The sequence below is a fragment of the Methylomonas albis genome (genome assembly GCF_014850955.1).
GTDB classification, from domain to species: domain Bacteria; phylum Pseudomonadota; class Gammaproteobacteria; order Methylococcales; family Methylomonadaceae; genus Methylomonas; species Methylomonas albis.
In genome coordinates this window covers 3,250,227-3,272,446 of record NZ_JACXSS010000001.1, presented here as the reverse complement: position 1 = coordinate 3,272,446, position 22,220 = coordinate 3,250,227, and the positions used below count along the sequence as shown (strand labels likewise).

Genomic DNA, 22,220 nt, shown 5'->3' with positions numbered 1-22,220 from the left:
CCTATCCTCAAACGATCACGGTCTGGACACCTGTTCCGACATTCTGGGTAGTGATTGCCGCCATCACCGACGACATCCGGGACAGATCACCCAGCAGTTTTAACACCGGTTCCGGCAAATCGCGCACCAGCATCGGCGTGGCAAAGATTTCTTTTTCCAGGGCTTTTTCCGGCATGCCCAATACTTCGACTACATCGAATACCCAATGGCCCGGCTCGTAAATGCCGGCCAGCACGGCGCTGATTTGTTCGACCAGTTTACGGGTTTCCGGATTTAAGGACACCACATACAAGGTCAGGACCAGCTTATGGTGGTTGGCACGGCGTCCTTCATGGACTTTGGCGATATGCACAACTTGGGCGATATTTCTGATTTGCGACGCCGATAAGGGCTTGCTGGCCAGTTCGAATTGCAAGCCTTCCTCATGAGCGTCTTTCAGTTGATCCATGAATTCGGCGGCAAAGGCCGTGACAATATAGACATTCAGGCTGGTGTCCAGTGTCTTCAGACGCCGCAAGGTTTCTACGCCATCGATGCCAGGCATGCGTAAGTCCAGAAATATCAGGTCGGGACGATCAGCTTCAACCATGGCGATACCTTGCAGACCATTCTCGGCTTCACGCACATTGTAGCCTTCCTCTTCCAGAATCAGCTTGAAGGCACCGCGTACCGCCGGATCGTCGTCAATCACCAGAATGTTGTTTACCATTGCTTCTGTCTCAGTCTGCTATAAATATTAATAGTGGGGGAATTTTAACCGTATGCAGCAGCCTTCGCCAATGCGACTATCCACTGCTATCGAGCCGCCGGTATCCTGAATCAGACGGCGAGTGACCGATAAACCCAAGCCGGTACCCTGGCCGGGCGGTTTGGTGGTGAAAAAAGGATCGAACATGCGGCTTTGCACTTCATCGGGGACGCCAGGGCCGTTGTCTTTTATGGTCAACTCTAGCATTTTTTCCACGGAGCTGACGCTGATTTCAATAACCGGTTGCTGAATGCCGCGCAGTGCGTCGCGGGCATTGATTAACAGATTGATCAGAACCTGTTGCATGCTTTCCGCCGTGCAGGCAAGTTTTGGCAAGTTTGCCGGTATCTCGAGGCGCAGCTCGATAGCGGATTTGCGTAATTCGCCTTCCAGTAACAGTAGGGTTTGGCCTAAAACTTCCTCTATCGAGCAACTGCCGGTTTGCGTGTTTTTTTGATGCATGAACACCAGCATATTCGAAACAATGTTTTTGATACGTTGAATTTGCTGTAAAGCTTGCGCTAGCACTTGTTTGGATTTGGCGTCTTCGGTGCGGTCCGCGACAAATTCCACGAAGTTCATCACCCCCATTAGCGGATTATTGATCTCGTGAGCCACGCCGCCGACCAGGGTGCCCAGTGCCGACAGTTTTTCCATTTGCAGCATGTGGTCCTGGTTTTCTTGCAACTGCTTATAAGCCTGCCGGGTTTGTTCCAACAAGCGGGCGTTTTCCAGTGAAATGGCGGCTTGCGCGGTCAACAGTTCGGTCATACTGATTTTTTCCGGGGTGAACACCCCTTCCGACAGCCGGTTTTCCAGATATAACAGACCGATTAATTCGCTTTGCTTGATGACCGGTAAACACAATACCGAGCGTAAGCCGAATGCCATGACCTCGGGGGCATTCTGAAACGCGCCATCGCTACAGGCATCGCGCAGCACGACTTTTTCGTGGGTGCGTTGCACGTAATTGACGATGGCGTAGCAGATGCCGCGCACCTTGCTCAGGCTGTAGTAGTGTCTGTGTATCGTGCGTTTTTTACCGACGTGCTGCTCGGCGGCGACCAACAGTTCGTCATTTTGTTTAATCAATAAATAACCGTGCTGGGCCGCGGAGCTTTCCAGTACCACGGCCATGATCTTTTGCATCAGCTGCGTCAGATCGATTTCCGCCGATAGTGCCAGCGCCGATTTCATTAAATAACTGGTATCCAGGCTAGGCAGGGTGGCCGGGGCCGGCTGGGTTTTGGCTATTCTGGCGCCGGTTTCCGGGCTGACATATTGATGGCGCTCCTGTAACCGGTTGTTCTTGGCGTCGGCTCGGCACAAACGGTAATAGCGGCGAGCTTCGCCGAAATATAGTTCCGCATCGCCCTGGCTGTGCGTATATATCAGATCGGCCAATGTTTCGTATAAATGGCCGGTTAGCAGGTCGTAGTTCTGTGCTAACGATAGGGCGATGGCGTCCAGATAAAGATTGCGCGCTTCCCGATACTGGCCCTGCTGCCTGGCAATTTCCGCATGGATAAACAGCAGGTAAGGCTTCAACAAGGGGCCGAGCAGTGCCCAAGTTTCCAGTTGAGCAAGCAAGGGTTTTATCTCGGAATCGATTTGTGCGTAATCCGTTTCCGAGCGCAGCAGGTTCAAGATTCGAAACACATACCAGAGACGCTTCAAAACATTGTCGGTTAAACCGTGCAAATAACTTTCCACGGTTTTTAACGATACGGCCGCCGCACTATAGTCGCCCAGGTAATATTGGGCAAAACCCAGCAATACGAAATAACTGCCGGTAGCAGCGACATAATTATTGGCTTGCCAGTCGGCCAGGGTCGCTTGCATATCGACCGGGGGATACTCGGGTTTCATGGGTAATACCCAGCCGGCGAGCACCGCCTGAGCCAGGCCTGTCGAAAACGACAGCTGGTTTTTGCGGGAAAATTGCAAACACTCCTCGGCGGCTTCCTCAACCCAGCGCAGGTTTTTACCCTGGACCACCAGATTCCACATCAGCGGGCCGTAGGACAAGCCGGCGTTGTATAAATCACCGCAATTCTTGCCGGATTGAATGGCTTTATGCGCGTAATCCACAATATCGGCCGGGTGGCTGCGCGAGTGCATATTGCACCAGACGATGCCGTTCATGCCTCTAGTAGCGCCAAACGTGTTGGGGTGTTTGGCGCAAAGGTCGTGAGCTAAATCCTGATATCGAAACGCTTGGTCGAATTTACCCTGTTCGCCCAGATTGAGGCCCATGATGGAAAACGAATAAATGACCGATTCGTCCATACCGCCTTCCAGGCAATGCAGTGTGGATTGGGCGGCGGACAAATAAAGCTGCGGTACCAGTCCGCACATATATAAATCCGGGATCAGTTCGCTGTAAAACGCCAGTTCGATTTTACTTTGCCGTTGCTCGGTAAACGGCATGCTCAGGATTTTTTGCCAGACGTCGTCCTGCCGCTCGATCATTAACATCAGATTTTCCATACGCTGCCGAGCTTGTTCGGGATCGTCGGGAATGGATTTGTTGAAGTAGGCCAAACCACGATTGGCGGTGGCGATAGCTTGTTTGAAGTTGCCGAACGAGGATAGCGAAGTGGTCTGATCCGCCAGTGCTTCGGCTTTATCCAAATCGCTGACCGCATGCTCGATCAGTCGATTCAGCAAGGCTTCCGAGCTGTCGTAGCGGCCGCACATCAGATCGGTTTTGGCCAGGCGTTGATAAATCCGAAACGTTAGCGCATAGGCCGTTTCCCAACAATCGGTCGGTAGATAGTTGTGAGCTTTCAGGAAAAATTCGTTGGCGGCCTCGCCGGCCAAGGCATCCAGCGCTTTATTCCCGGCGTGGAAGTTAATATCCACCAGCCAATAGCCTGTTTCGTTATCCAGCAGCTCCGGACAGCCCTGGTTGAGATGCGCGGCGATAGTGAATAAATTGTCTAGGCCGGCTAGTTCGGTGCCAGCCGCAACGGCCGATAACAAGCGGTTGCCGATGCGCCAATGTATATTCGGACGGGTGTAGGCCGCTATTTGTTGCAATACCGCCTCCTGAACCCTGTCGTGCACAAATTGCAAGTCGGCTTTATTTTCCAGTAAAAGCCCCATGCTTAACACCGGCTTCAAGTCTTCAAACAGCTGCTCGATGCGCGTATCCAGCACCAACCCGACATCTTCGGCGGTGAAGCGGTTGCCCATGCAGGCGCAATGGTAAAGAATGTTCAAAGTTCGGCTTGGCAGTTTACGCACTTTGGCGCTGAACAACTCCACCACGCTGGCGGGCATTTGCGTATCGCGGATGCGGTTCATATCCCATTGCCAGTGTTGATTGGCATCGATGCTGAGTAAACCCTCGTTGTACAACCAAGCCAAGCTTTCGCTGACAAACAATGGGTTGCCTTCGGTCAGATCCGCAATAAAGTCGGCCAAATTCGCCGTGGCTTTTAGAGACGAATCCAGAATGTAGGCAACCATTTCGTGGCAATCGGCGTCGCTGAGCTCGGTCAGATGAATCTCGGCCAGCGGGCCGGTGTGTTCTTGCACGTTACGGATCAGCTTGATCAAGGGATGGCCGCTGTCGACCTCGTTGTGACGATAAGCGCCCATAAACAATAGGTAGGGGTGTTCGCGATGATTGGCGAACAGGTTTTGCAGGAAATCGAAGGTGGCGCTATCGCACCATTGCAGATCATCGATGAATAACACCAGCGGATTGTCTTTGTTAGCCAGGCATTCAAGGAAACGGCCGAGCAGATTGTTGAAACGGTTACGCGCTTCTACCGGCGGCAAGTGTAAGGGTTCCGGTTGCGGGCCTATGATGAATTCCAACTCGGGCACGACATCGATAATCACCTTACCGGCATTATCCACGGCTGCCATGATTTTGGTGGACCACTGTTGCACTTGTTCATCGCTCTCGGTCAGAAAGGTACGGATCAGATTGCGTAGTGCCTGGATCAGTGAACTGTAGGGTATATTTTTTTGGTATTGATCGAATTTGCCGGCGCTGAAATAGCCGCGATTTTTTACCAGCGGTTTTTGCAATTCCTGAATCAGCCGGGTCTTGCCGATACCTGACAGACCGGAAATAAACACCGAACGAAACTGGCCTTGGGTTACCTGGCTATATTCCTGATGGATTAGCTCGGTTTCACTTTGGCGCCCGACCATTTTCGAGATGAAAATCACTCGGCGGCTACGGTCATGTTGACCTATGCCAAAATCGGATACGGTGCCGGTAAGTTCGTGTTCTTTCTGGCAGCGCAGCAAGTCCGCCAGTAAGCCGGAGGCACTTTGATAGCGTTTTTCTGGTTGCTTCAAAATCAGTTTGGCGATGATTTCGCTCAGCGTGTGCGGTATACCGGGGCTGATGTCATGGACTTTGACCGCTTCCTCGGCCAAATGCGAGTGAATCAATTCCAAGGGATCAGGTGAAAAAAACGGCAGCCGGCCGGTCAGCAGTTCGTAAAAAACGATGCCCAGCGAATATAAATCGGTAGAAAAATCAACTCGGTAGTTGATACGCCCGGTTTGCTCCGGCGAGGTATAGGCCAGTGTGTTGCGGACAAATTCCGCATCGTAAATGAAATGGCTTATATCGCGGATATCCAAGGGCGTGATGAAGTCGGTCAGACGCAGATTCAGCGTACCCGGCTGCACCAGAATATTATGCGGTTTGATACCACCGTGGGTAATGCCGGCGTCATGTACCGATTGCAAGGTATCGGCCAGCGAACAGGCCAGCGTAAAAAAATCGGCCAGGTTCACGGCTTGTTGTTGGCTAACCCAGTCGTTTAGCGGTTGGCCGTTGAACCAGGCTTGGACGAGGAACTGGTCGTCGTCGTTTGATTCTAGCGCTAATGGGGTGCTGGTTCTGGGGTCATGCAATACTTTCAGTCGTTCGATTTTTTGCCGCAAGTGCCGGGATTGGTCGTCCCAACTCGATAATAATTTCAGGCATTTCACCACTAGCGGGTAGTCCGGCACATGTTTGTGATAGCCCTTGTAAACCGTGGCTTGTAGGCTCTCGCCGAGCTTCTCGATCAGCAGATAGCTGTCCAATTGCGGCGCGTTTTCTAGCGGAATTTTTCTTGTGGTATCTATCATTCGATAGCTCTGCGTAAGATAGCGGATAGCTGGTTGGGACAATAAAGCGATTTTTCGGGTAAACCCGGAAACGAGCTGCCTTATAATTCTAGTCTCGATTTACAACCATAGGAGTAGCCATGGCCGCGACCGCTTCCACCATGTTGCCTTTGCATACTATTGCCCCGGATTTTTGTTTGCCGGACACCGTCACCGGCCGCGAATGTGCCTTGCAAGCTTTAAAAGGCCAGCAGGGCACGCTGATTCTGTTTATCTGCAACCATTGTCCTTACGTGCTGCACATCAAACAGCAGTTGATCGCGATTGCCCGGCAATACGCCCCGCTTGGGATCTCGACTATTGCGATTAGCGCCAACGATATCGAAAATTACCCGCAGGACGCGCCGGATAAGATGAAACAACTGATGGCGGATTGGGGGAATCCGTTCAGCGCGTATTTGTACGATGAAACACAGGATGTGGCGCGGGCCTATCAAGCAGCCTGTACCCCGGATATTTATTTGTTCGACGCCGATTTGGCTTGTGTTTATCGTGGCCGTCTGGATGGCGCGACGCCGAAGAACGATATGCCGGTTACCGGCGAGGATTTGCGCAAGGCATTGGAGAATGTGCTGGCCGGTTTGCCGATTACCGAGGAACAGCTGCCGAGTATCGGCTGCAATATCAAATGGAAAAACGCGGATTAGATTTAGGTATGGATTTAGCGCAGTTCCGGTTTGTTCAGGCGGGGTTTAACCTTGTTTATCGTCGAATTGTTCCACCATTAGATCCAGTTCCTTGCTTAGCGCCGAAACGCTGCCGCTGGCCGCGCTAGCCTGAATTGCGTGTTCTGAGGTTTGTCGGGACAGGGAGCCGATGGCTTCCACATTTCTGGAAATTTCTTCGGCAACGCTGTGCTGCTGTTCGGCGGCGCTGGCAATTTGCACGATCATTTCGTTAATGAAGTTAACCGACCGACTGGTTTGCTGTAATAACTCGGTAGAGTTTTTTCCGTGTTCGGCGCCGGTCGCGGCCATTTCTCGGACTTTGGCCATTTCCTGAACCGCGTTATGCACGCCGGAGCGCAGGCCGACAATCATCTTATGAATCTCTTCGGTGGATTTCTGGGTACGGCCGGCCAGGGTCCTGACTTCATCGGCTACCACAGCAAAGCCCCGGCCTTGCTCGCCGGCGCGGGCTGCTTCGATGGCGGCGTTGAGAGCTAACAAGTTGGTTTGCTCGGCAATGCCTTGAATCACGTCCAGTACGCCGCCGATGTTTTTGCTGTGATCGGCTAGAATTTTGATCACCGCTTCGGCTTGGCCGACCGCTGTCTCCAGCCTGTCTATCATTTGGATAGTGTCATTGACCCGAGACATGGTTTCCTGAGACTGCCGATTCGCATCGTTCGCAGCATTCGCGGCATTTGCGGCGCTTCTGGCTACTTCGCTGACGGTAGCGCTCATTTCATGTATCGCGGACGACACTTGTTCTATTTCCGACAGCTGTCTATCCATCGCCGAACTAACCTGACTGACCGCTTTATAGCTGGCATCAGCTTTACCGGCGAGCGGTTCGGTCGCCTGGATCAAGCGGCGAATAATGGTTCTGGATTTGGCTTTCAATAGTTTTACTGCTAGCAGCAGTTGGCCTACCTCACCGCCGTCGGCGGTGTAAATCTGTTGCGTGACCGGATTTTCGATGACTTGCCGGGCTTCCGCGGCAGCCGATTTCAGCGGACTCAAAATCAGCGACGTCCAGACGTAAATGGCCAACACAGAGCCTGCCCAGATTGCCGCCGCAATGCCTAATTCGACCGCCCCATTCAGATAAAGACCGGCGGCAACAATCAATTGCAGTAGCGCAAATCCGGCGGTCAATTTGCTGAGTATGCCGATTTGGCCTAGGCGGGATGCACTATTTTTGCCGGCACTTAATGTTTGGTAAGCCGCATTGGCGCGAGCAACGGTATCGGCATCGGGTCTAACCCGTACCGATTCATAACCAATAATTTTACTGTTTTCGAAACGTGGCGTGACGAATGCATCCACCCAGTAATGATCGCCGTTTTTGCAACGGTTTTTGACGATACCCATCCAGGGCCGACCACTTTTCACGGTTTGCCATAGGTCGGCGAAAGCCGCCGCCGGCATGTCGGGATGGCGGACGATATTATGGCTTTGCTCGAGTAGTTCCGCTTCGCTAAAACCGCTAATTTTTAAGAAGTCCTGGTTCACATAGGTGATCCTGCCAGCCGGATCAGTGGCGGAGGTAATAGTCGTCGATGTGGTGAACGTGACTTCGCGCTGGGTAACAGGTAGATTTTTTCTCATCGTTATGGTTTTCGCTATCAGGTTGCCCGTTTCGAATAACAGCTTGCATTAAGCTAATGCTTAGGGATTATAGGGGAATACTGATTTGTTACGAATGAAATCTTCGGAAATCCTTACGGAAAAAATCAGTCCAACTTCACTTTTCTCGATCGAAATAGAAAGGTTTATCCGATCTGAGTTTGCGGCACCTGATATTTTTGTTAGATTTTGGCTATGGGCTATGCTTGCAGCGGAAAACCTACAAAAGAGGATGGAAATGACAGAATATCAATCACGGCAGTTGCAATTTAGCGGTAGCGGTGGCGAGTATTTCCGGATTTGGGTTGTCAATGTCTGTTTGAGCATTGTCACCCTGGGAATTTATTCCGCTTGGGCCAAAGTCAGACGCAATCAATATTTTTACCGGCACACCACGCTGGCCGGAGCAGGTTTTGATTATCACGGCGAGCCCATGGCGATTTTGAAAGGACGGATCGTTGCGTTTCTGCTCTTCGCTTGCTATACCTTGGTCGGTAAATTCGATCAGGTTGCAGGCTTGGTCATTTTGCTGGTGATTGTGTTAGTGATGCCCTGGTTATTGGTGCGTTCGATCCGCTTCCGGCTGCATAACACCAGTTACCGGGGCTTACGTTTTGCCTTTCATGGCAGCACCGGTGCAGCGTATTTCAATTTTCTACTACTACCCGTGTTATCGGCGTTGACGCTGGGTTTGCTCTGGCCGCTGGTGCAGCAACGCATTGCCCGGTACACACGGGAAAACAGCACGTATGGCAGCGAATTTTTTAAATTCTTCGCTACCAGCAGCGCTTACTACCGCATCTATCTAATGACGATATTCATTGGCGTGCTGGTGTTTGCCGGCCTGATGGCCTGCGTTATGTTACTGGGTAGTAAAGAGCTGATTCCGGTCGAGGCCGGACAATTGGTGGCCATGAGCGTATTGGTTGCCGCGATAGGGACTTATCTGGCCTTATTTTTACTGGCTTATCCCTACGTCGCTGCGCGTTTGCAAAATTTGGTCTGGAATACCACGCGGCTGGGGCCGCACAGTTTTCATGCCCAGCTGCGGGCGCGGGAGATGCTGGGGATTATGTTCGGTAATGTATTGTTGGTGGTGTTGACCTTAGGCTTATACAAGCCGTTTGCCGATATTCGCTTGGCACGTTATCGCATCGAACATGTCGCATTATTACCGCGCGGTAGCTTAGACGAGTTCGTGGCCGGATTGCAGACTAATACTTCTGCGGCCGGCGAAGAAATGGCCGAGATGTTTGATTTCGATATTGCCTTGTAAATGTGGCTCACGGCTGTTTACTACGACGGGCGGCAAGCCCGGCCGCATCCGGTTACCCTCTGCGTGGAGGGCGATAAACTATTGTTGCAGGGGCGGGACATTGTTCGCCGCGAAGAGTTAGTCAGTCTGAAAATTCCACCGCCGCTGGGCAGCACGCCGCGCCTGATTTTGTTCGCCGACGGCGGTCGCTGCGAAATTGCCGACCGGCAAGGTTTTGCCGAGATGTTGCAGGATTTAGGTAACTGCGCGGTGGCCGGCATGGAAAATAGCTGGTGGTATGCGTTGGCGGCGTTGCTGTTAACCTTGAGCTTGCTTGCCACTGTATATTTGTTTGGTCTGCCTTATGCGGCGCGGGTGATGGCGGATCGGATTCCGGTTTACCTGCTGGAGCGGATGGACAATCAGTTTTTTGCCAGCCTCGATCAAACCCTGTTATTACCCAGTGCGCTAACCACTCAGCGCCGGCAAGTCATTCAGGATGGCTTGCAGCGGCTTGCATTGCCGGCAGGCGGCGGCCGGCCGGCGCGGATAGAATTTCGCGCTAGTCCTTCATTGGGTGCCAACGCCTTCGCATTGCCAGGCGGCAGTGTGCTGGTGCTCGACGACCTGGTGAACCTAGCGAGTAACGACGAAGAGATTTTGGCAGTGCTGGCCCATGAAATGGGCCATATTCGTGAAAAACACGCGTTGAGGCATATGCTACAGGCTTCCGTGGTCGGTTTGGCCACGGCTTGGTATATTGGCGATGTCAATAGTTTGTTGGCCGTCGCGCCGACAGTGTTATTGGAGACGCGCTATTCCCGCGATTTCGAACGCCAAGCGGATGCCTTTGCCGCCGAACTGTTGCGCGGTAACGGCATTCCGCTCAGTCGACTAGCCGATATTTTGCAGAAACTGGAAGCCGCACATCAAACCGTAGCGACGGAAAAGCCGGTAAAATCCACCGAGGCGATGGATTATTTGTCCAGCCATCCCAATACCGAGGAGCGGATCAAACGTTTGCGTGGGCTGTAAAATGTTCGGGAGCGGTATGATGTTGGCTATCAGGTCATCCTCATCAGGAGAACAAAAACCATGAAATGTCTTTACCCTGTTGCGCTAGTGTGTCTGCTGGCGGCCAGCGGCACTGGTTGTGCCTATAATCCCAAGGCCGATCACCGCTTACAAAGCCACAAAGTGCATCACCTAGTCATAGTCTGGTTGAAACAGGCTGGCGATGAAAAACTGCGGCAACAGTATATTCAAGAGAGTGAAGGCCTGGCTAAATTGCCGGGTGTGTTGGCTTACGATGTCGGTACACCGGCGGCGGTTAATCGCAGCCGCCCGAATGCCGCGCTAGATGAAAGTTATGACGTGGCGGTTTCCAGCGTTTATGAAAGCCAACAGGCTTACGAAGCGTTTTTGCAGAATCCGGAATATCTGCGCTTGGCACAACAGGTGCTGCGGCCCTTGGTGGATAAATATAAAGTTTACGATTTTTTCGAATGATGCTGGCAGTCTGCGCCTTCGGCTTTGAGTCGGGTTGGGCGATGAGCGCAACCCGACATGCTTGGACTATTTTTTTAAGGCTGCGGCTTCTGCGGCGCGGCGGGTAATTTCCGCCCAATCGCCGGCGTCGACCAGTTCGGATGGTGCCATCCACGAGCCGCCGACGCAGGCCACATTGCTTAGTGCCAGATATTCCACCGCATTTTTCGGGTTGACGCCGCCGGTCGGGCAGAAGGTCACTTGCGGCAGCGGGCCGCCGATGGATTTCAGCATCGGGATGCCGCCCGCTGCTTCAGCCGGGAAAAACTTCATCGCGGTAATACCTTTGTCCATCAAACGCATCACTTCGCTAGGGGTGATCACGCCTGGCAAAATCGGTACGCCGGAAGCCAGAGCCGCATCCAGCAAGCTGTCGGTGACACCTGGGCTGACGATGAATTCGGCGCCGGCATCGATGGCACTTTTCAGCGTTTGTAAATTGATGATGGTGCCGGCACCGACAATCGCGCCAGGTACTTCGGCTTTGATGCGACGAATTGCATCCAGCGCCACGGGCGTACGCAACGTGATTTCCAATACTTTCAAACCGCCTGCCACCAACGCGCGCGCCAACGGTACAGCCTGGTCGAGTTGATTAATAACCATCACCGGCATTACCGGAGAGGTGGTCATGACTTCTTTAATTGATACGCTCATTTCTTCATCCTGTTGGTGGGGTTGGCTTACGCCGGATTGTTATACCCAAAGCGTAAGCTCGTTGTTTTTATTATTTTAATCGACGTAAAATAGATTGGTTGCGCCGGTTTCCGCCGATGAGGCATGCGCACGGAATGCACCGAACAATTCGCGGCCCATTCCGTAATGATGACCCTTGGCGCTGTTGGCTGCCGCTACTCGGGCATCGAATTCGGCTTGATCGACTTGTACATTCACTTCGCCGGTTTGAGTGTTTAGCACGATAATGTCTCCATCGTGGACTTTAGCCAACGGGCCGCCGTCTATGCATTCCGGACACATGTGAATGGCCGACGGTACTTTGCCGGAGGCACCGGACATGCGACCGTCCGTAATCAAAGCGACTTTAAAACCTCTATCTTGCAGCACGCCCAATGGCGGCGTGAGTTTATGCAGCTCAGGCATGCCGTTGGCTTTCGGGCCTTGGAAACGTAATACCACGATGCAGTCTTTTTCCAGTTCGCCGCGTTTGAAGGCGGCGACCACGTCGTCCTGGTCGTCGAATACCAGCGCCGGGGCAGTGACGACTTGATGCTGTTCCGCAACCGCCGAGATTTTCGATACACCGCGACCGAGGTTGCCGTGCATCACATGCAAACCGCCACCGGCCGCGAACGGTTTGGCTACCGAACTGATCACCGCTGCGTCCAGCGACGTGCCCGGCCCTTCTTCCCAATGCACTACGCCATCGGCCAGTTTCGGTTCCTGGCTGTATTGGGCCATGCCGCGTTGGTCGCCGATGGTGAGAATATCGCCATGCAACAGGCCGCTACGTAAAAGTTCTGCAATTAACACGCCCATGCCGCCGGCGGCATGGAAGTGATTGACGTCTGCGGAACCGTTGGGATAAATCTTTGCCAATAACGGTACCACTTTAGACAGCCTGTCGAAATCGTCCCAGTTAATGATCACGCCGGCCGCACGGGCAATCGCGATTAAATGGATGGTGTGATTAGTCGAGCCGCCAGTGGCGAGCAAACCGATCAATGCGTTCAAAATCGCTTTTTCGTCGATGACATGCGCAATTGGCCGGAAATCGTCGCCGAGTGCGGTGAATTTCAATACCTGTTTGGCGGCGGCTTTGGTAAGTTCGTCGCGCAGCGGGGTGTAAGGATTAACGAATGAGCTGCCCGGTAAGTGCAGACCCATAATTTCGACCATCATCTGGTTGCTGTTGGCGGTGCCGTAAAATGTGCAGGTGCCGGGGCTGTGGTAGGACTGCGATTCCGACTCCAGCAATTCCTTGCGGCCGACTTTGCCTTCCGCGTATAGCTGGCGGATACGGACTTTTTCCTTGTTTGGCAGGCCGCTGGGCATAGGGCCGGCCGGCACGAACACCGCCGGCAAATGGCCGAAGCTCAAGGCGCCGATCAATAAACCGGGGACGATTTTGTCGCAGACGCCTAAGTACAATGCGGCGTCGAACATGTTGTGGCTCAGGCCGATTGCGGTGGATAGCGCGATGACATCACGGCTAAACAGCGATAATTCCATGCCGGGTTGGCCTTGGGTGACGCCGTCGCACATAGCTGGCACGCCGCCGGCGAATTGCGCCACGCCGCCGGCTTCGCGCACCGCCTGTTTGATCAGTTCCGGGTAGTGTTGATAGGGTTCGTGAGCGGACAGCATGTCGTTGTAGGCGGAAATAATGCCGACATTGGCTTTTTGGGCTTGTGCCAAGTCGTCTTTTTCGCCACTGGCGCAGGCCGCAAAGCCGTGAGCCAGATTGCCGCAGGCCAGTGTGCCGCGATGCGGTCCTTTGTCGACGGCGGCATCGATGCGGGCTAGATAAGTCGCGCGGCTTTCCCGGCTACGTTCCACCACGTCGGCAGTAATTTTTTCTAATATCGGATGCATGAAAGTTCCTGATTCTTTGGTTAATGACTCGCAAACGCCTGGCTGATTTTGCGGGTTTGGCTAAACGGTAGATGGGATATGAATGGCAGGCTAATCGACATGTTCTAAAACCATCCAGAAACTAAGCCAGCTGAGCTCTTCTTTGGAAATGTTCCGAAAGTCTTCGGCAAGATAAGGTGCGATGGTGTCGATTTTTTCGTGGCTCAGTGTTTCATTAGCGGCTAAATTTTTGATGGATAATCGAGCATTTTGGGCCGCTTGCACATATTTATTGACTCGCCATCTATTGGGGAAACCTTTGTGAGAATACATCAATCGGTAGCTCGCGTTCGACCAAGTCAGAAAATCGAAAGGCCGATACCGGTCCAAACCGTGGCTTTTTAAATCGACTTTATGAATCGATGTTCCGGCGGCTTTTAAAGCGTTTTTAATATCTAAAAAGGTTGCTTCCAAGTCGTTGACGTGTTCTAAAACAGCTCTGGATATAATCAGGTCGTAGATGTCAGTTTCCCCGGATAAGCCGCTGTTTGTGACTGAATACTCGATAATATCTCTATTAAAACCGCTCTCAGGGTCGCCTGGGACATTGAAAACACTCATCGCTCTTTGCTTTTCATCGCCTGCAAGACGATTGATCAACGCTTGGTAGACCAACATGTTCTTTTCGCTGATCTTGTTCAGCGGGAAACGGTCGACACAGTGTATGGTCTTCGCACCGTAGGCACGCAACAGTAGAGCCACGCCGAGAATATCGCCGGGGCCATATTCCAGAATGGTTTTATCTGACAGGTAAGCCCTGAATTCGGCTTCGTCCAGGCCAAGTTGTTCGCGATAATCCCGGCAACATTGGTAGAAATAGTCGGCTATCTCATCGCTGTTGCCTTCGCCTTCGCCTCGACCTGTTTGCGCAGTGATTCGCACATAAAAGCCAGGCAAAAATTTGGCTATTTGGTTTGTGAGAGTTGCTTTTACAAACAGGAGTACATCTTTTTTAATATTTTCGGTATACAAAATGTCTCCTGATGAATCGATAATTGTATGTCCTTAGACGTTATCAGAGCGATCGCAATTTCTCTAAGGTGCCCAATATAATTCGACCGGCACGTCTTCCTGATTCAACAAGGCGCGAATCGGCATGTCTTCCACCGGGCCGGGTTTCTGGGCGGTACTGAATACCGCCAATTTATCTTCACCGGTGAAGAGAATCACGATGCGCTCGGACTTTAGCAGCGCGTTACGGGTTAAGGTTAGTCGCTCTGTGTTAGTGCCGGTCACTTCGCTTTCAACGGCGGAAATGGCTGCGGTCAGGTTTTGATTGTCCGCGCTCAATGCATCGGCCAGACCTTCGGCGTGCGGAAACAAGGAAGCGGTGTGGCCGTCCGGGCCCATGCCGACGATACTCAGCGTGAAAGGCTGCGGCAATTTGGCGTAACGGCCTTCAGTTTCGGCCTGGCCTTGTTTGGCCTTGGCAGCCGGGGTTTTCATGCCGATGAATTCAACGTTTTTGGCGTTGTTGACCAGCAGGCTGCGGCGAATGAGTGCCTCGTTGCTGGCGCTGTGTTGATCGTCCACCCAGCGTTCATCCACCAACGCCACCTTGATTTTTTTCCAATTCAGATCGGATTTGGATAAAGCTTCGTAAAGTGGGGCAGGGGTGCTACCGCCGGATACCAATAAAGTCGCCTGACCGTGTTTGCTGACTGCTTCGGACAAAACATCCTGGCATTCAGCCACCAATGCGGTAAACAGGTGGGTGCGTTGTTCGAAAAAAAATTCTCTAACCATGTTCGTTATTCTCGTGATGGATACAGATTGATTACTCTTCCCAGGCGCGGCCGTCGCGGGCCAACAATGCCACTGAGGCAATCGGCCCCCAGCTGCCAGCCGGGTAAGATTTTGGAGCGCTGTGGCTTTGCGCCCAGGCATCCTGGATCGAGTCGACCCAGGCCCAGGCTTGTTCGATTTCCTCGCGGCTTAAAAACAGCGTTGGATTGCCGCGCAGGGCTTCCAGAATCAGTTTTTCGTAACCGCCGAAAATACTGTTTTTCTTGAAGGTTTCCGAAAAACTTAAGTCCAGCTTGGTTTGTTGCAATTTGATATTGCCGTCTATGCCCGGCACCTTGTTCAGCATCACCACGTCCACGCCTTCGTTGGGTTGCAAATGGATCACCAGTTTGTTGGCCGGCAGATCGCGGAAGCTGTCCTTGAAGATGTTATGCGGCAATTGCTTGAAGTTGACGACGATCTCGGTACGTTTGTTGGGCATGCGTTTGCCGGTACGCATATAAAATGGTACGCCGGCCCAGCGCCAGTTGTCGATGTCGACGCGAATCGCCACGAAACTTTCGGTGGTGCTTTCCTTATTCGCACCTTCTTCTTCCAGGTAACCTGGTACCGCGGCGCCTTTGATGAAGCCGCCGGTGTATTGGCCGCGCACGGTTTTTTCTTCAACATTGCGCGCGGTAATCGGTCGTAAGGATTTCAACACCTTGATTTTTTCCATGTGGATGCTTTCCGCCTCCAAATCTGCGGGCGGTTCCATCGCTACAAAGGTCAGAATCTGCAGCAAATGATTTTGCAGCATGTCGCGCAACTGGCCGGTTTTGTCGAAGTATTCCCAGCGACCCTCGATGCCAATGTCCTCGCCAACCGTGATCTGGATATGATCGATGGTGTTGTGGTTCCAGTTGGTGGTGAAGATCGAGTTGGCGAAACGCAGGGCCAGCAGATTTAACACCGTTTCTTTGCCCAGATAGTGGTCGATGCGATAGACCTGGTCTTCGTGAAACACGTCGGCGACCACATCGTTGATTTCTTTCGACGACTTTAAGTCGTTGCCGATGGGTTTTTCCATCACCATCCGCGATTCCCGCGTCAACACACCACAGCTTTGCAGGCCTTGGCAGATGTTCTTGAACAGAAACGGCGCCACTGCGAAATAGTTAACCATCACCCGTTTTTCCGGGTCGACCGCGCTATTCAACTGCAAATATTGCTCCGGCTGAGTCAAGTCGATTTTTATATATGACAGTCGATTTGCTAAGCGGCCCCAGATTTCGTCATCAATGGGTATGCTCAAATGCGACTTTAGGCTGTTATGAGCGATTTCGACGAAACCTGCGCTGGTTTCGTCGAGGCGGTCAACGCCGATGATGCGAGTGTCCTGCTCCAATAGTTTGGATTGTTCCAATCGATATAGAGAAATCAATAACTTTCGCTTGGATAAATCGCCCAATGCGCCGTAGATGACCAGGTCGCAGGGCTTGTAATTGTGGTTTTTCATTAGTGATACCAGGAATGAAGAAGATGTTTGATCGGCTTTGGCTGGTCGAATGCAGTACGCAAAAAGCGAACTTTGCGGAAAACTCCAGGCTCGAATTAGCCGAAAATGTTGCCATTATAATGTTCGTTGGCCGCTTGGAACAAGATCAAAGGCCGCCAGGGCCGATATTACTTGGGTTTGCGGTGCCTGAAACGCCTGGTGGTCAGCCGAACATTTCGGTGGTATAGCGGTAGGCCTGGATGGTATCCGACCAGTAGGAAGCAGGGAAACCGACCTTTTGTTTTAGATGTTGCAAAAACTGTTTGGGATGGGGCAAGTCCTCCCACACCGAGGGCAGGAAGGTGCCGCGCCGGTGGCCTTCTTGCAATATGATGCCATCTACGCCGGGGCGAAGTTGCGCGAGAAGGTCTGCTTCCGAGGCGAATGTCATCGCTGCGGCGGGGCTAAGCACCGAGATATGCACGTCAAGATCAGCCAGTTCGCCGGCAGCTAAGGGCGGAAAACGCGGATCGCGGAAGGCGGCCGCAAAAGCATTCTCGGCTACGTCTTCCGCTAAAGGCCGCAACGCTTCCAGCATGCCGATACAGCCGCGCAACTGGCCGTTGCGTTCCAGCGTGACGAAGGTCGCGCGGGTTTGGCGCAGTTCCTCCGGATAGTCATCCAGTTTGGCCGGCAACGGCCGACCGGTTTGCAGGCCATGTTCTATGGATTGCCGGGCTAGCGCCAGCAACTCATTTTGCAGGGTTTCAGTCAACGACATAGGCACCGTACCCCACGACTTGTTGCTTGTCGCCGGCCGTGTCGCCGGAATTACGCAGATCTATGGTTTTAATCGCTAGACCTTTTTGCTCCAACAGTTTCAACAAGCCATTGACCGGCACCTTGCCGCAGGCGGCTTCTCCGCATATTTCGCGGTATTGCAAATGCTCTATCATCCGGCTGGTCGCCTGATCCAGGCGTTTGGCAGTGTCATAGTCGTGATAATGGCTGAGGTCTGAGCTGACCACCAGCAAGGTTTCATCGCCGCCCCACAACAGGTCCAGAGCCTGACTGACTTGTTCGGGACTGGCGTCGCCGGCAACGATGGGGACCAGCGTGAATTGCTGTAAAACTTCCTGTAAAAACGGTAGATGTACTTCCAAGCTGTGTTCCAGAGTGTGGGCTTGTTCGATGTATTCGACAAACGGCAAAGACAGCAATGCGTCGATAGCGGCTCGGTCCACCTCGACATCGCCTAGCGGTGAGCTGTAAGCGTGGGTTCTACTGACCGCCAGACCGCGAAACGCCACGCGATGCGAGGGGCCGATCAGTACGACGCGGGTAATACTGGCAGCGGCTGGTTTTAAACGGGCATAGGCGGTAGCGGCTATCGGTCCGGAATAAATGTAGCCGGCATGCGGGACGATCATGGCTTTGGGGACTTTGCCGGTTTGGCTTACACCGTGCAAATAGCCGGAGACCGCGTCATGGAGTTGCTGGGGGTGGGCAGGATAAAACCGTCCTGCAACGGCGGGTTTTCTGTTCATGCGCTGATCCTTTTTTTAAAGTTTTAATACGATCAGAGGCTTGGCGCTTCGCGGATCATTAAAAAATTGAATACCACGCTCGCCTAGGGTTTATTCTACTGCTAACTCTCGCAGATAACGACCCGATTTTACGCTCGGGGTTCAAGGAGCATAGCCATGACTACATTCCTCAGCGCAGATACTGTGACCACCAATTACTGGCACGTGTTGGACGACGGCAAAGTGCAGTGCGACGTGTGCCCACGCTTTTGCAAATTGCATGAAGGCCAACGCGGATTGTGCTTTGTGCGCCAGAATCTGGACGGGCAAATCGCAATGACCAGTTACGGCCGCTCCAGCGGTTTTGCCATTGATCCTATCGAGAAAAAACCGCTGAATCATTTTTTGCCCGGTACACCGATTTTTTCTTTCGGCACCGCCGGCTGCAATTTGGCCTGCAAATTCTGCCAGAACTGGGACATCAGCAAGTCACGGGAGATGGATACCCTGATGAGCCGGGCCGCGCCGGAAGCGATTGCCAGGGCCGCGCTGGAACACGGTTGCAGCAGCGTCGCCGTTACCTATAACGACCCTGTAGTCTTTCACGAATACGCCATCGATACGGCCCAGGCCTGCCGGGAGCTGGGCTTAAAGTCCGTTGCTGTTACGGCGGGATATGTTTGTGCCGAGCCGCGCGCCGAGTTTTACCGGTATATGGATGCCGCTAACGTCGATTTAAAAGCCTTTTCTGAAGATTTTTATCACAAGATCACCGGCGGTCATTTGCAGCCTGTGTTGGAAACCTTGCAATATTTGAAACACGAAACCCCGGTCTGGTTGGAATTGACCACACTGCTGATTCCCGGTGCGAATGACTCGGAAGCTGAATTGGAAGCGATGACGCAATGGGTGGTCGAGCACTTGGGTCCTGATGTGCCTATGCATTTCACCGCGTTTCATCCGGATTGGAAAATGCTGGATACGCCGCCCACGCCGCGTTCGACATTATTGTTGGCACGCAGTATTGCCTTGAAAAACGGCGTGCGCTACACCTATGTCGGCAATGTCCACGACAAGTCGGCGGAGAGTACCTATTGCCACAGTTGCGGCAAGCTGTTGATCGGCCGCGATTGGTACGAATTGTCGGGCTGGAATCTGGACGCAGCTGGCAATTGCCGGTTTTGCGGTACTTCGTGCGCGGGCGAATTCAATCCGCTCCCTGGTGATTGGGGGGCGAAGCGGCAGGAGGTGAGATTTTAATTGTTTGCAGAAATACATTTGCTATTTGTGCTGGAGTTCACATCAATTTTGCTTATCAGGGAAAATTCAATATGATGCCCCTATCAGTGCGGAAGCTGAAAAGTTGGGCGAGGGTGCTTAGAGTTTTATCATGATTTTTCACCTTTACTCAGCAGTGTGCCGAATAGCTTGTGGAACCCAGGAAATTGCATGAAAAAAACTCGGTCTCTCGATCACGACGGTTTGGACGGTATTATTCCATCTGCGGCTAAAGCCCGATCCAAAGCCGACATCGCGTCAGTAAAATCCGATAAATTGCCGGCTAAATCCAGTCGCGGGAAAGTGGTTTGGTTGTTTACTGGTTTGGGTTCGCTGTTGGTCGGTGGCTTTTTGCTACAGGCGGTATTACAAAATCCCTCATCGATGTCCAGTCAGCTGGCGTCGGCTGGCGACTCAAGCGGTTCAGTGCCTCCGGGCCGAAACACTCCTTTAGTACCAGCCCCGGAACAAAGGTCGGATCAGGCTACTGATGCCGCCCCACCGGTTGCCGACTCGACGCCGAAAGTCGTTGCGATGGCCGAGCAGCAAGATTTGTCCGACGCGGAAGCGGCGGCAAATCCAATTCCTGGAAGTGATAAGCAACAGCCTGTTGAGTTGCCTACCGAGCCTACCGGGGCCGGCATAGCAAAATCGCCTGTGCTTAATGGCGGTCAACCGGACGCGATGGCACCCTTTACCGTGTATTTCAAATTCGATTCCAGCAAATTGACGCTGGCGTCGGCCAACAGCGCCAACGAGTTACTAAGTGCTGCGAAAAATTGTCAGAGCCTGATTAAGCTGAATGGACACACCTGCAATTTGGGTAGCGATGCCGCTAACTTGCAGTTGGGTTTGATGCGGGCCAATGCGGTAAAAAAATTATTGCTTGCCAAAGGTATCGGCGCAACAGCCATCATCACCGCATCGGAAGGTATGAGAAAACCGGTGGCACCGAACGATACCAAAGAGGGCCAGGCCTTAAACCGCCGGGTCGAACTGCAGTGTGTGGATAATTAACCGAATTTAAGAGGATAGACGCCATGATACAAAACAGTAAATCAGACTATCAGATTGCCCAGCAGCAAATTCTCGACGGTATTATTTCCGGCGAGTTCGACATCGAAAACCGTAAGGATTTGGGGCCTTTGATTCCGATCCGCTTGTTTCAAGCCTTGCGCATGGTGGCGCTGGGATCGAATGTCGAAGACATACTGGGGCAGGGCGCGCCGTCGCTGGTTTATCATTCCGGCCAGAGTTTGGGTTTGGCCATGGGCCAAATTGCCGCCGCCAATATCGATAAAGACCTGGAAACCTATGTCGGCAAAATCAAATTACTCTGCCGGCAGCTGAGCATAGGCTTGGTGGTACCCGACAAAGTGGATTTGTCGGCGGGTGTGTTGGAATTGCGGGTGGACGAATGCGTATCCTGCGCCGGCATCCACCACGTCTCCGCGCCTATCTGCCATTTCGAAGCAGGCATGGTCGGCGGCATTGTCAGAACGTTTTTCAACCGCAATGTGAAAGCCACGGAAACCAAGTGTAATGCGCTCGGCGACAAGACGTGCTTGATCCGCGTGGATTTACTGTAGGTTGAAAACCAATAAAAGAATAAGGAGAGCAACATGAGTAGTAATGTCCAATTTCTCGACCCGCGCAAATCTCAAAACAACGAAATCGATTCCATTCTGCGTAATCTGATGAACATTCAGGGCGTGTCGGCGGCGGCTATTGTTGATAGCGATGGCTTTGTCACGCATATCCACCGCGATTTTGAAATCAATACCGATGCTATCGGTGCTTCCGTGCAGGTGGTATTCGGCGCTGCCGCGAAAGCGGCGCAACACGTTGGTCATCATTTGACCAATATGGTGATCTGCGAAAACAACGACGGTTATATTTTATCCACACCAATAGACGGGGGCTTTATCTTGGCCCTGGTAACCCAACGCGAAGCGCTGCTGGGTCGGGTGCGTTTTGAATTAAAAGAAACCATTCCGGTATTGAAAAAATTGTTCACCAGTTATCTGGCGAATTAAACGCTGCCTAGAGCCTAAACATGCATTGGTTTGAATCGCAGTTGACACACCTGGATACACTCGCCGCCGATTATCTCTCTGCGCAACGGCAACCGGCCGCAGACATCGTCAACGTCAGTGAAGTCACCCGACTAAAGCGCGCGGCATTTATCGACGCCGTGCAAGCTTTGGTGGATAAGGTAGTCAAGATTAAGGGCGTGAGTGCCTGTGCAGCCTACCACGACGGCCTGATCCTGGCGCAATCGGCCGAAGCGTCCAACATGGATGCGTTCGGGGCGATTATTCAGGAGACTATCCGTGCCGCCCAGCACGGCGAAACCTCCCTGGAGCTGGGTAATATCGAGCAGATCGTCATCATTGGTGCCGTCAACAAGCTGGCCATGCTTAGCGTTGGGCCTATCATTTTGTGTATTTCCAGTCCCAAGGGCGTCAATTTGGCTTCGGTTTTGAGTCAGGCTGTATAGGTCTGCGTGCTTGCTTTAGCACACGTAGCTCGGAATAGTGATGAAGTGTGTTCGGAGGAATGAAGGGGTGGAGTCATCCGAATCCTCCTCTGAATTGCGTATGGTTTTAGGTTA

The 22,220-nt window shown here is 52.6% G+C and carries 19 protein-coding genes; 9 read left to right on the top strand and 10 right to left on the bottom strand.

Annotated elements, in window-relative coordinates; translation table 11 throughout:
* Positions 1 to 7: 7 nt before the first annotated feature.
* Together EBA_RS15050 and EBA_RS15045 are read right to left on the bottom strand one after the other, a co-directional pair.
* Complete coding sequence (locus EBA_RS15050; protein WP_192375464.1) at positions 8 to 709, bottom strand: response regulator; 702 nt, start codon at positions 707 to 709, stop codon at positions 8 to 10.
* A gap of 27 nt (positions 710 to 736) precedes the next feature.
* On the bottom strand, positions 737 to 5,854 hold the full coding sequence (locus EBA_RS15045) for an ATP-binding sensor histidine kinase (protein WP_192375463.1): 5,118 nt from the start codon (positions 5,852 to 5,854) through the stop codon (positions 737 to 739).
* Between the two features lie 119 nt (positions 5,855 to 5,973).
* On the opposite strand from EBA_RS15045, the gene EBA_RS15040 reads away from it, so the two are divergent.
* Positions 5,974 to 6,540 (top strand): thioredoxin family protein, encoded by a 567-nt coding sequence (locus EBA_RS15040; protein ID WP_192375462.1) that lies wholly within the window; start codon positions 5,974 to 5,976, stop codon positions 6,538 to 6,540.
* A gap of 45 nt (positions 6,541 to 6,585) precedes the next feature.
* Here EBA_RS15040 and EBA_RS15035 read toward each other — a convergent pair whose 3' ends face one another.
* Entirely contained in the window at positions 6,586 to 8,166 is a 1,581-nt protein-coding gene (locus tag EBA_RS15035) for a methyl-accepting chemotaxis protein (protein ID WP_192375461.1), read from the bottom strand.
* Positions 8,167 to 8,422: 256 nt separating this feature from the next.
* On the opposite strand from EBA_RS15035, the gene EBA_RS15030 reads away from it, so the two are divergent.
* Genes EBA_RS15030 through EBA_RS15020 form a run of 3 tightly spaced genes read left to right on the top strand, consistent with a single transcriptional unit; the run spans position 8,423 to position 10,948 of the window.
* Positions 8,423 to 9,460, top strand: a complete 1,038-nt coding sequence (locus tag EBA_RS15030) for a YjgN family protein (protein WP_223146691.1) — start codon at positions 8,423 to 8,425, stop codon at positions 9,458 to 9,460.
* Positions 9,461 to 10,474, top strand: a complete 1,014-nt coding sequence (locus tag EBA_RS15025; RefSeq protein WP_192375460.1) for a M48 family metallopeptidase — start codon at positions 9,461 to 9,463, stop codon at positions 10,472 to 10,474. It begins immediately after the preceding gene.
* A gap of 60 nt (positions 10,475 to 10,534) precedes the next feature.
* The gene (locus EBA_RS15020; protein ID WP_192375459.1) at positions 10,535 to 10,948 is read left to right on the top strand and encodes a Dabb family protein; all 414 of its coding nucleotides are present in this window, start codon (positions 10,535 to 10,537) and stop codon (positions 10,946 to 10,948) included.
* 66 nt (positions 10,949 to 11,014) lie between these two features.
* Here EBA_RS15020 and EBA_RS15015 read toward each other — a convergent pair whose 3' ends face one another.
* From EBA_RS15015 to amrB, 7 genes are all read right to left on the bottom strand, one after another.
* Entirely contained in the window at positions 11,015 to 11,644 is a 630-nt protein-coding gene (locus EBA_RS15015) for a bifunctional 4-hydroxy-2-oxoglutarate aldolase/2-dehydro-3-deoxy-phosphogluconate aldolase (protein ID WP_192375458.1), read from the bottom strand.
* A gap of 75 nt (positions 11,645 to 11,719) precedes the next feature.
* Positions 11,720 to 13,540, bottom strand: coding sequence for a phosphogluconate dehydratase (gene edd, locus EBA_RS15010; RefSeq protein ID WP_192375457.1), 1,821 nt, complete (start codon positions 13,538 to 13,540; stop codon positions 11,720 to 11,722).
* A 90-nt stretch (positions 13,541 to 13,630) separates the two neighbouring features.
* Positions 13,631 to 14,551 (bottom strand): methyltransferase domain-containing protein, encoded by a 921-nt coding sequence (locus tag EBA_RS15005; protein ID WP_192375456.1) that lies wholly within the window; start codon positions 14,549 to 14,551, stop codon positions 13,631 to 13,633.
* A gap of 63 nt (positions 14,552 to 14,614) precedes the next feature.
* Positions 14,615 to 15,325: a 6-phosphogluconolactonase gene (gene pgl / locus EBA_RS15000; RefSeq protein ID WP_192375455.1), complete on the bottom strand. Its 711-nt coding sequence runs from the start codon at positions 15,323 to 15,325 to the stop codon at positions 14,615 to 14,617.
* 31 nt (positions 15,326 to 15,356) lie between these two features.
* Complete coding sequence (gene zwf, locus EBA_RS14995) at positions 15,357 to 16,823, bottom strand: glucose-6-phosphate dehydrogenase (RefSeq protein WP_192375454.1); 1,467 nt, start codon at positions 16,821 to 16,823, stop codon at positions 15,357 to 15,359.
* Between the two features lie 202 nt (positions 16,824 to 17,025).
* On the bottom strand, positions 17,026 to 17,583 hold the full coding sequence (amrA, locus tag EBA_RS14990; protein WP_192375453.1) for an AmmeMemoRadiSam system protein A: 558 nt from the start codon (positions 17,581 to 17,583) through the stop codon (positions 17,026 to 17,028).
* On the bottom strand, positions 17,570 to 18,349 hold the full coding sequence (amrB, locus tag EBA_RS14985; protein WP_192375452.1) for an AmmeMemoRadiSam system protein B: 780 nt from the start codon (positions 18,347 to 18,349) through the stop codon (positions 17,570 to 17,572). The genes amrA and amrB overlap by 14 nt, the downstream gene beginning before the upstream one ends.
* A 156-nt stretch (positions 18,350 to 18,505) precedes the next feature.
* Here amrB and amrS point away from each other — a divergent pair, with 156 nt between their 5' ends.
* The 5 genes from amrS (at position 18,506) to EBA_RS14960 (ending at position 22,106) form a co-directional block, all read left to right on the top strand.
* Positions 18,506 to 19,588: an AmmeMemoRadiSam system radical SAM enzyme gene (gene amrS, locus EBA_RS14980; protein WP_192375451.1), complete on the top strand. Its 1,083-nt coding sequence runs from the start codon at positions 18,506 to 18,508 to the stop codon at positions 19,586 to 19,588.
* Between the two features lie 189 nt (positions 19,589 to 19,777).
* On the top strand, positions 19,778 to 20,623 hold the full coding sequence (locus EBA_RS14975) for an OmpA family protein (protein WP_192375450.1): 846 nt from the start codon (positions 19,778 to 19,780) through the stop codon (positions 20,621 to 20,623).
* Between the two features lie 23 nt (positions 20,624 to 20,646).
* A complete protein-coding gene (locus EBA_RS14970) occupies positions 20,647 to 21,195 on the top strand; it encodes a V4R domain-containing protein (RefSeq protein ID WP_020485518.1) in 549 nt (182 codons plus the stop codon).
* A gap of 33 nt (positions 21,196 to 21,228) precedes the next feature.
* The gene (locus EBA_RS14965; protein WP_020485519.1) at positions 21,229 to 21,642 is read left to right on the top strand and encodes a roadblock/LC7 domain-containing protein; all 414 of its coding nucleotides are present in this window, start codon (positions 21,229 to 21,231) and stop codon (positions 21,640 to 21,642) included.
* A 20-nt stretch (positions 21,643 to 21,662) separates the two neighbouring features.
* On the top strand, positions 21,663 to 22,106 hold the full coding sequence (locus tag EBA_RS14960; protein WP_192375449.1) for a roadblock/LC7 domain-containing protein: 444 nt from the start codon (positions 21,663 to 21,665) through the stop codon (positions 22,104 to 22,106).
* The last annotated feature ends 114 nt before the right edge of the window (positions 22,107 to 22,220 follow it).

Excerpts from the sequence above, each read along its gene's own strand:
- edd (WP_192375457.1), bottom strand. The coding sequence starts at position 13,540 with ATGCATCCGATATTAGAAAAAATTACTGCCGACGTGGTGGAACGTAGC.
- EBA_RS15015 (WP_192375458.1), bottom strand. The coding sequence starts at position 11,644 with ATGAGCGTATCAATTAAAGAAGTCATGACCACCTCTCCGGTAATGCCG.
- amrS (WP_192375451.1), top strand. The coding sequence starts at position 18,506 with ATGACTACATTCCTCAGCGCAGATACTGTGACCACCAATTACTGGCAC.
- EBA_RS14965 (WP_020485519.1), top strand. The coding sequence starts at position 21,229 with ATGAGTAGTAATGTCCAATTTCTCGACCCGCGCAAATCTCAAAACAAC.
- EBA_RS15050 (WP_192375464.1), bottom strand. The coding sequence starts at position 709 with ATGGTAAACAACATTCTGGTGATTGACGACGATCCGGCGGTACGCGGT.
- EBA_RS15035 (WP_192375461.1), bottom strand. The coding sequence starts at position 8,166 with ATGAGAAAAAATCTACCTGTTACCCAGCGCGAAGTCACGTTCACCACA.
- EBA_RS15025 (WP_192375460.1), top strand. The coding sequence starts at position 9,461 with ATGTGGCTCACGGCTGTTTACTACGACGGGCGGCAAGCCCGGCCGCAT.
- EBA_RS15040 (WP_192375462.1), top strand. The coding sequence starts at position 5,974 with ATGGCCGCGACCGCTTCCACCATGTTGCCTTTGCATACTATTGCCCCG.
- EBA_RS14960 (WP_192375449.1), top strand. The coding sequence starts at position 21,663 with ATGCATTGGTTTGAATCGCAGTTGACACACCTGGATACACTCGCCGCC.
- amrA (WP_192375453.1), bottom strand. The coding sequence starts at position 17,583 with ATGTCGTTGACTGAAACCCTGCAAAATGAGTTGCTGGCGCTAGCCCGG.
- EBA_RS14975 (WP_192375450.1), top strand. The coding sequence starts at position 19,778 with ATGAAAAAAACTCGGTCTCTCGATCACGACGGTTTGGACGGTATTATT.
- zwf (WP_192375454.1), bottom strand. The coding sequence starts at position 16,823 with ATGAAAAACCACAATTACAAGCCCTGCGACCTGGTCATCTACGGCGCA.
- amrB (WP_192375452.1), bottom strand. The coding sequence starts at position 18,349 with ATGAACAGAAAACCCGCCGTTGCAGGACGGTTTTATCCTGCCCACCCC.
- EBA_RS14970 (WP_020485518.1), top strand. The coding sequence starts at position 20,647 with ATGATACAAAACAGTAAATCAGACTATCAGATTGCCCAGCAGCAAATT.
- EBA_RS15030 (WP_223146691.1), top strand. The coding sequence starts at position 8,423 with ATGACAGAATATCAATCACGGCAGTTGCAATTTAGCGGTAGCGGTGGC.
- pgl (WP_192375455.1), bottom strand. The coding sequence starts at position 15,325 with ATGGTTAGAGAATTTTTTTTCGAACAACGCACCCACCTGTTTACCGCA.
- EBA_RS15045 (WP_192375463.1), bottom strand. The coding sequence starts at position 5,854 with ATGATAGATACCACAAGAAAAATTCCGCTAGAAAACGCGCCGCAATTG.
- EBA_RS15020 (WP_192375459.1), top strand. The coding sequence starts at position 10,535 with ATGAAATGTCTTTACCCTGTTGCGCTAGTGTGTCTGCTGGCGGCCAGC.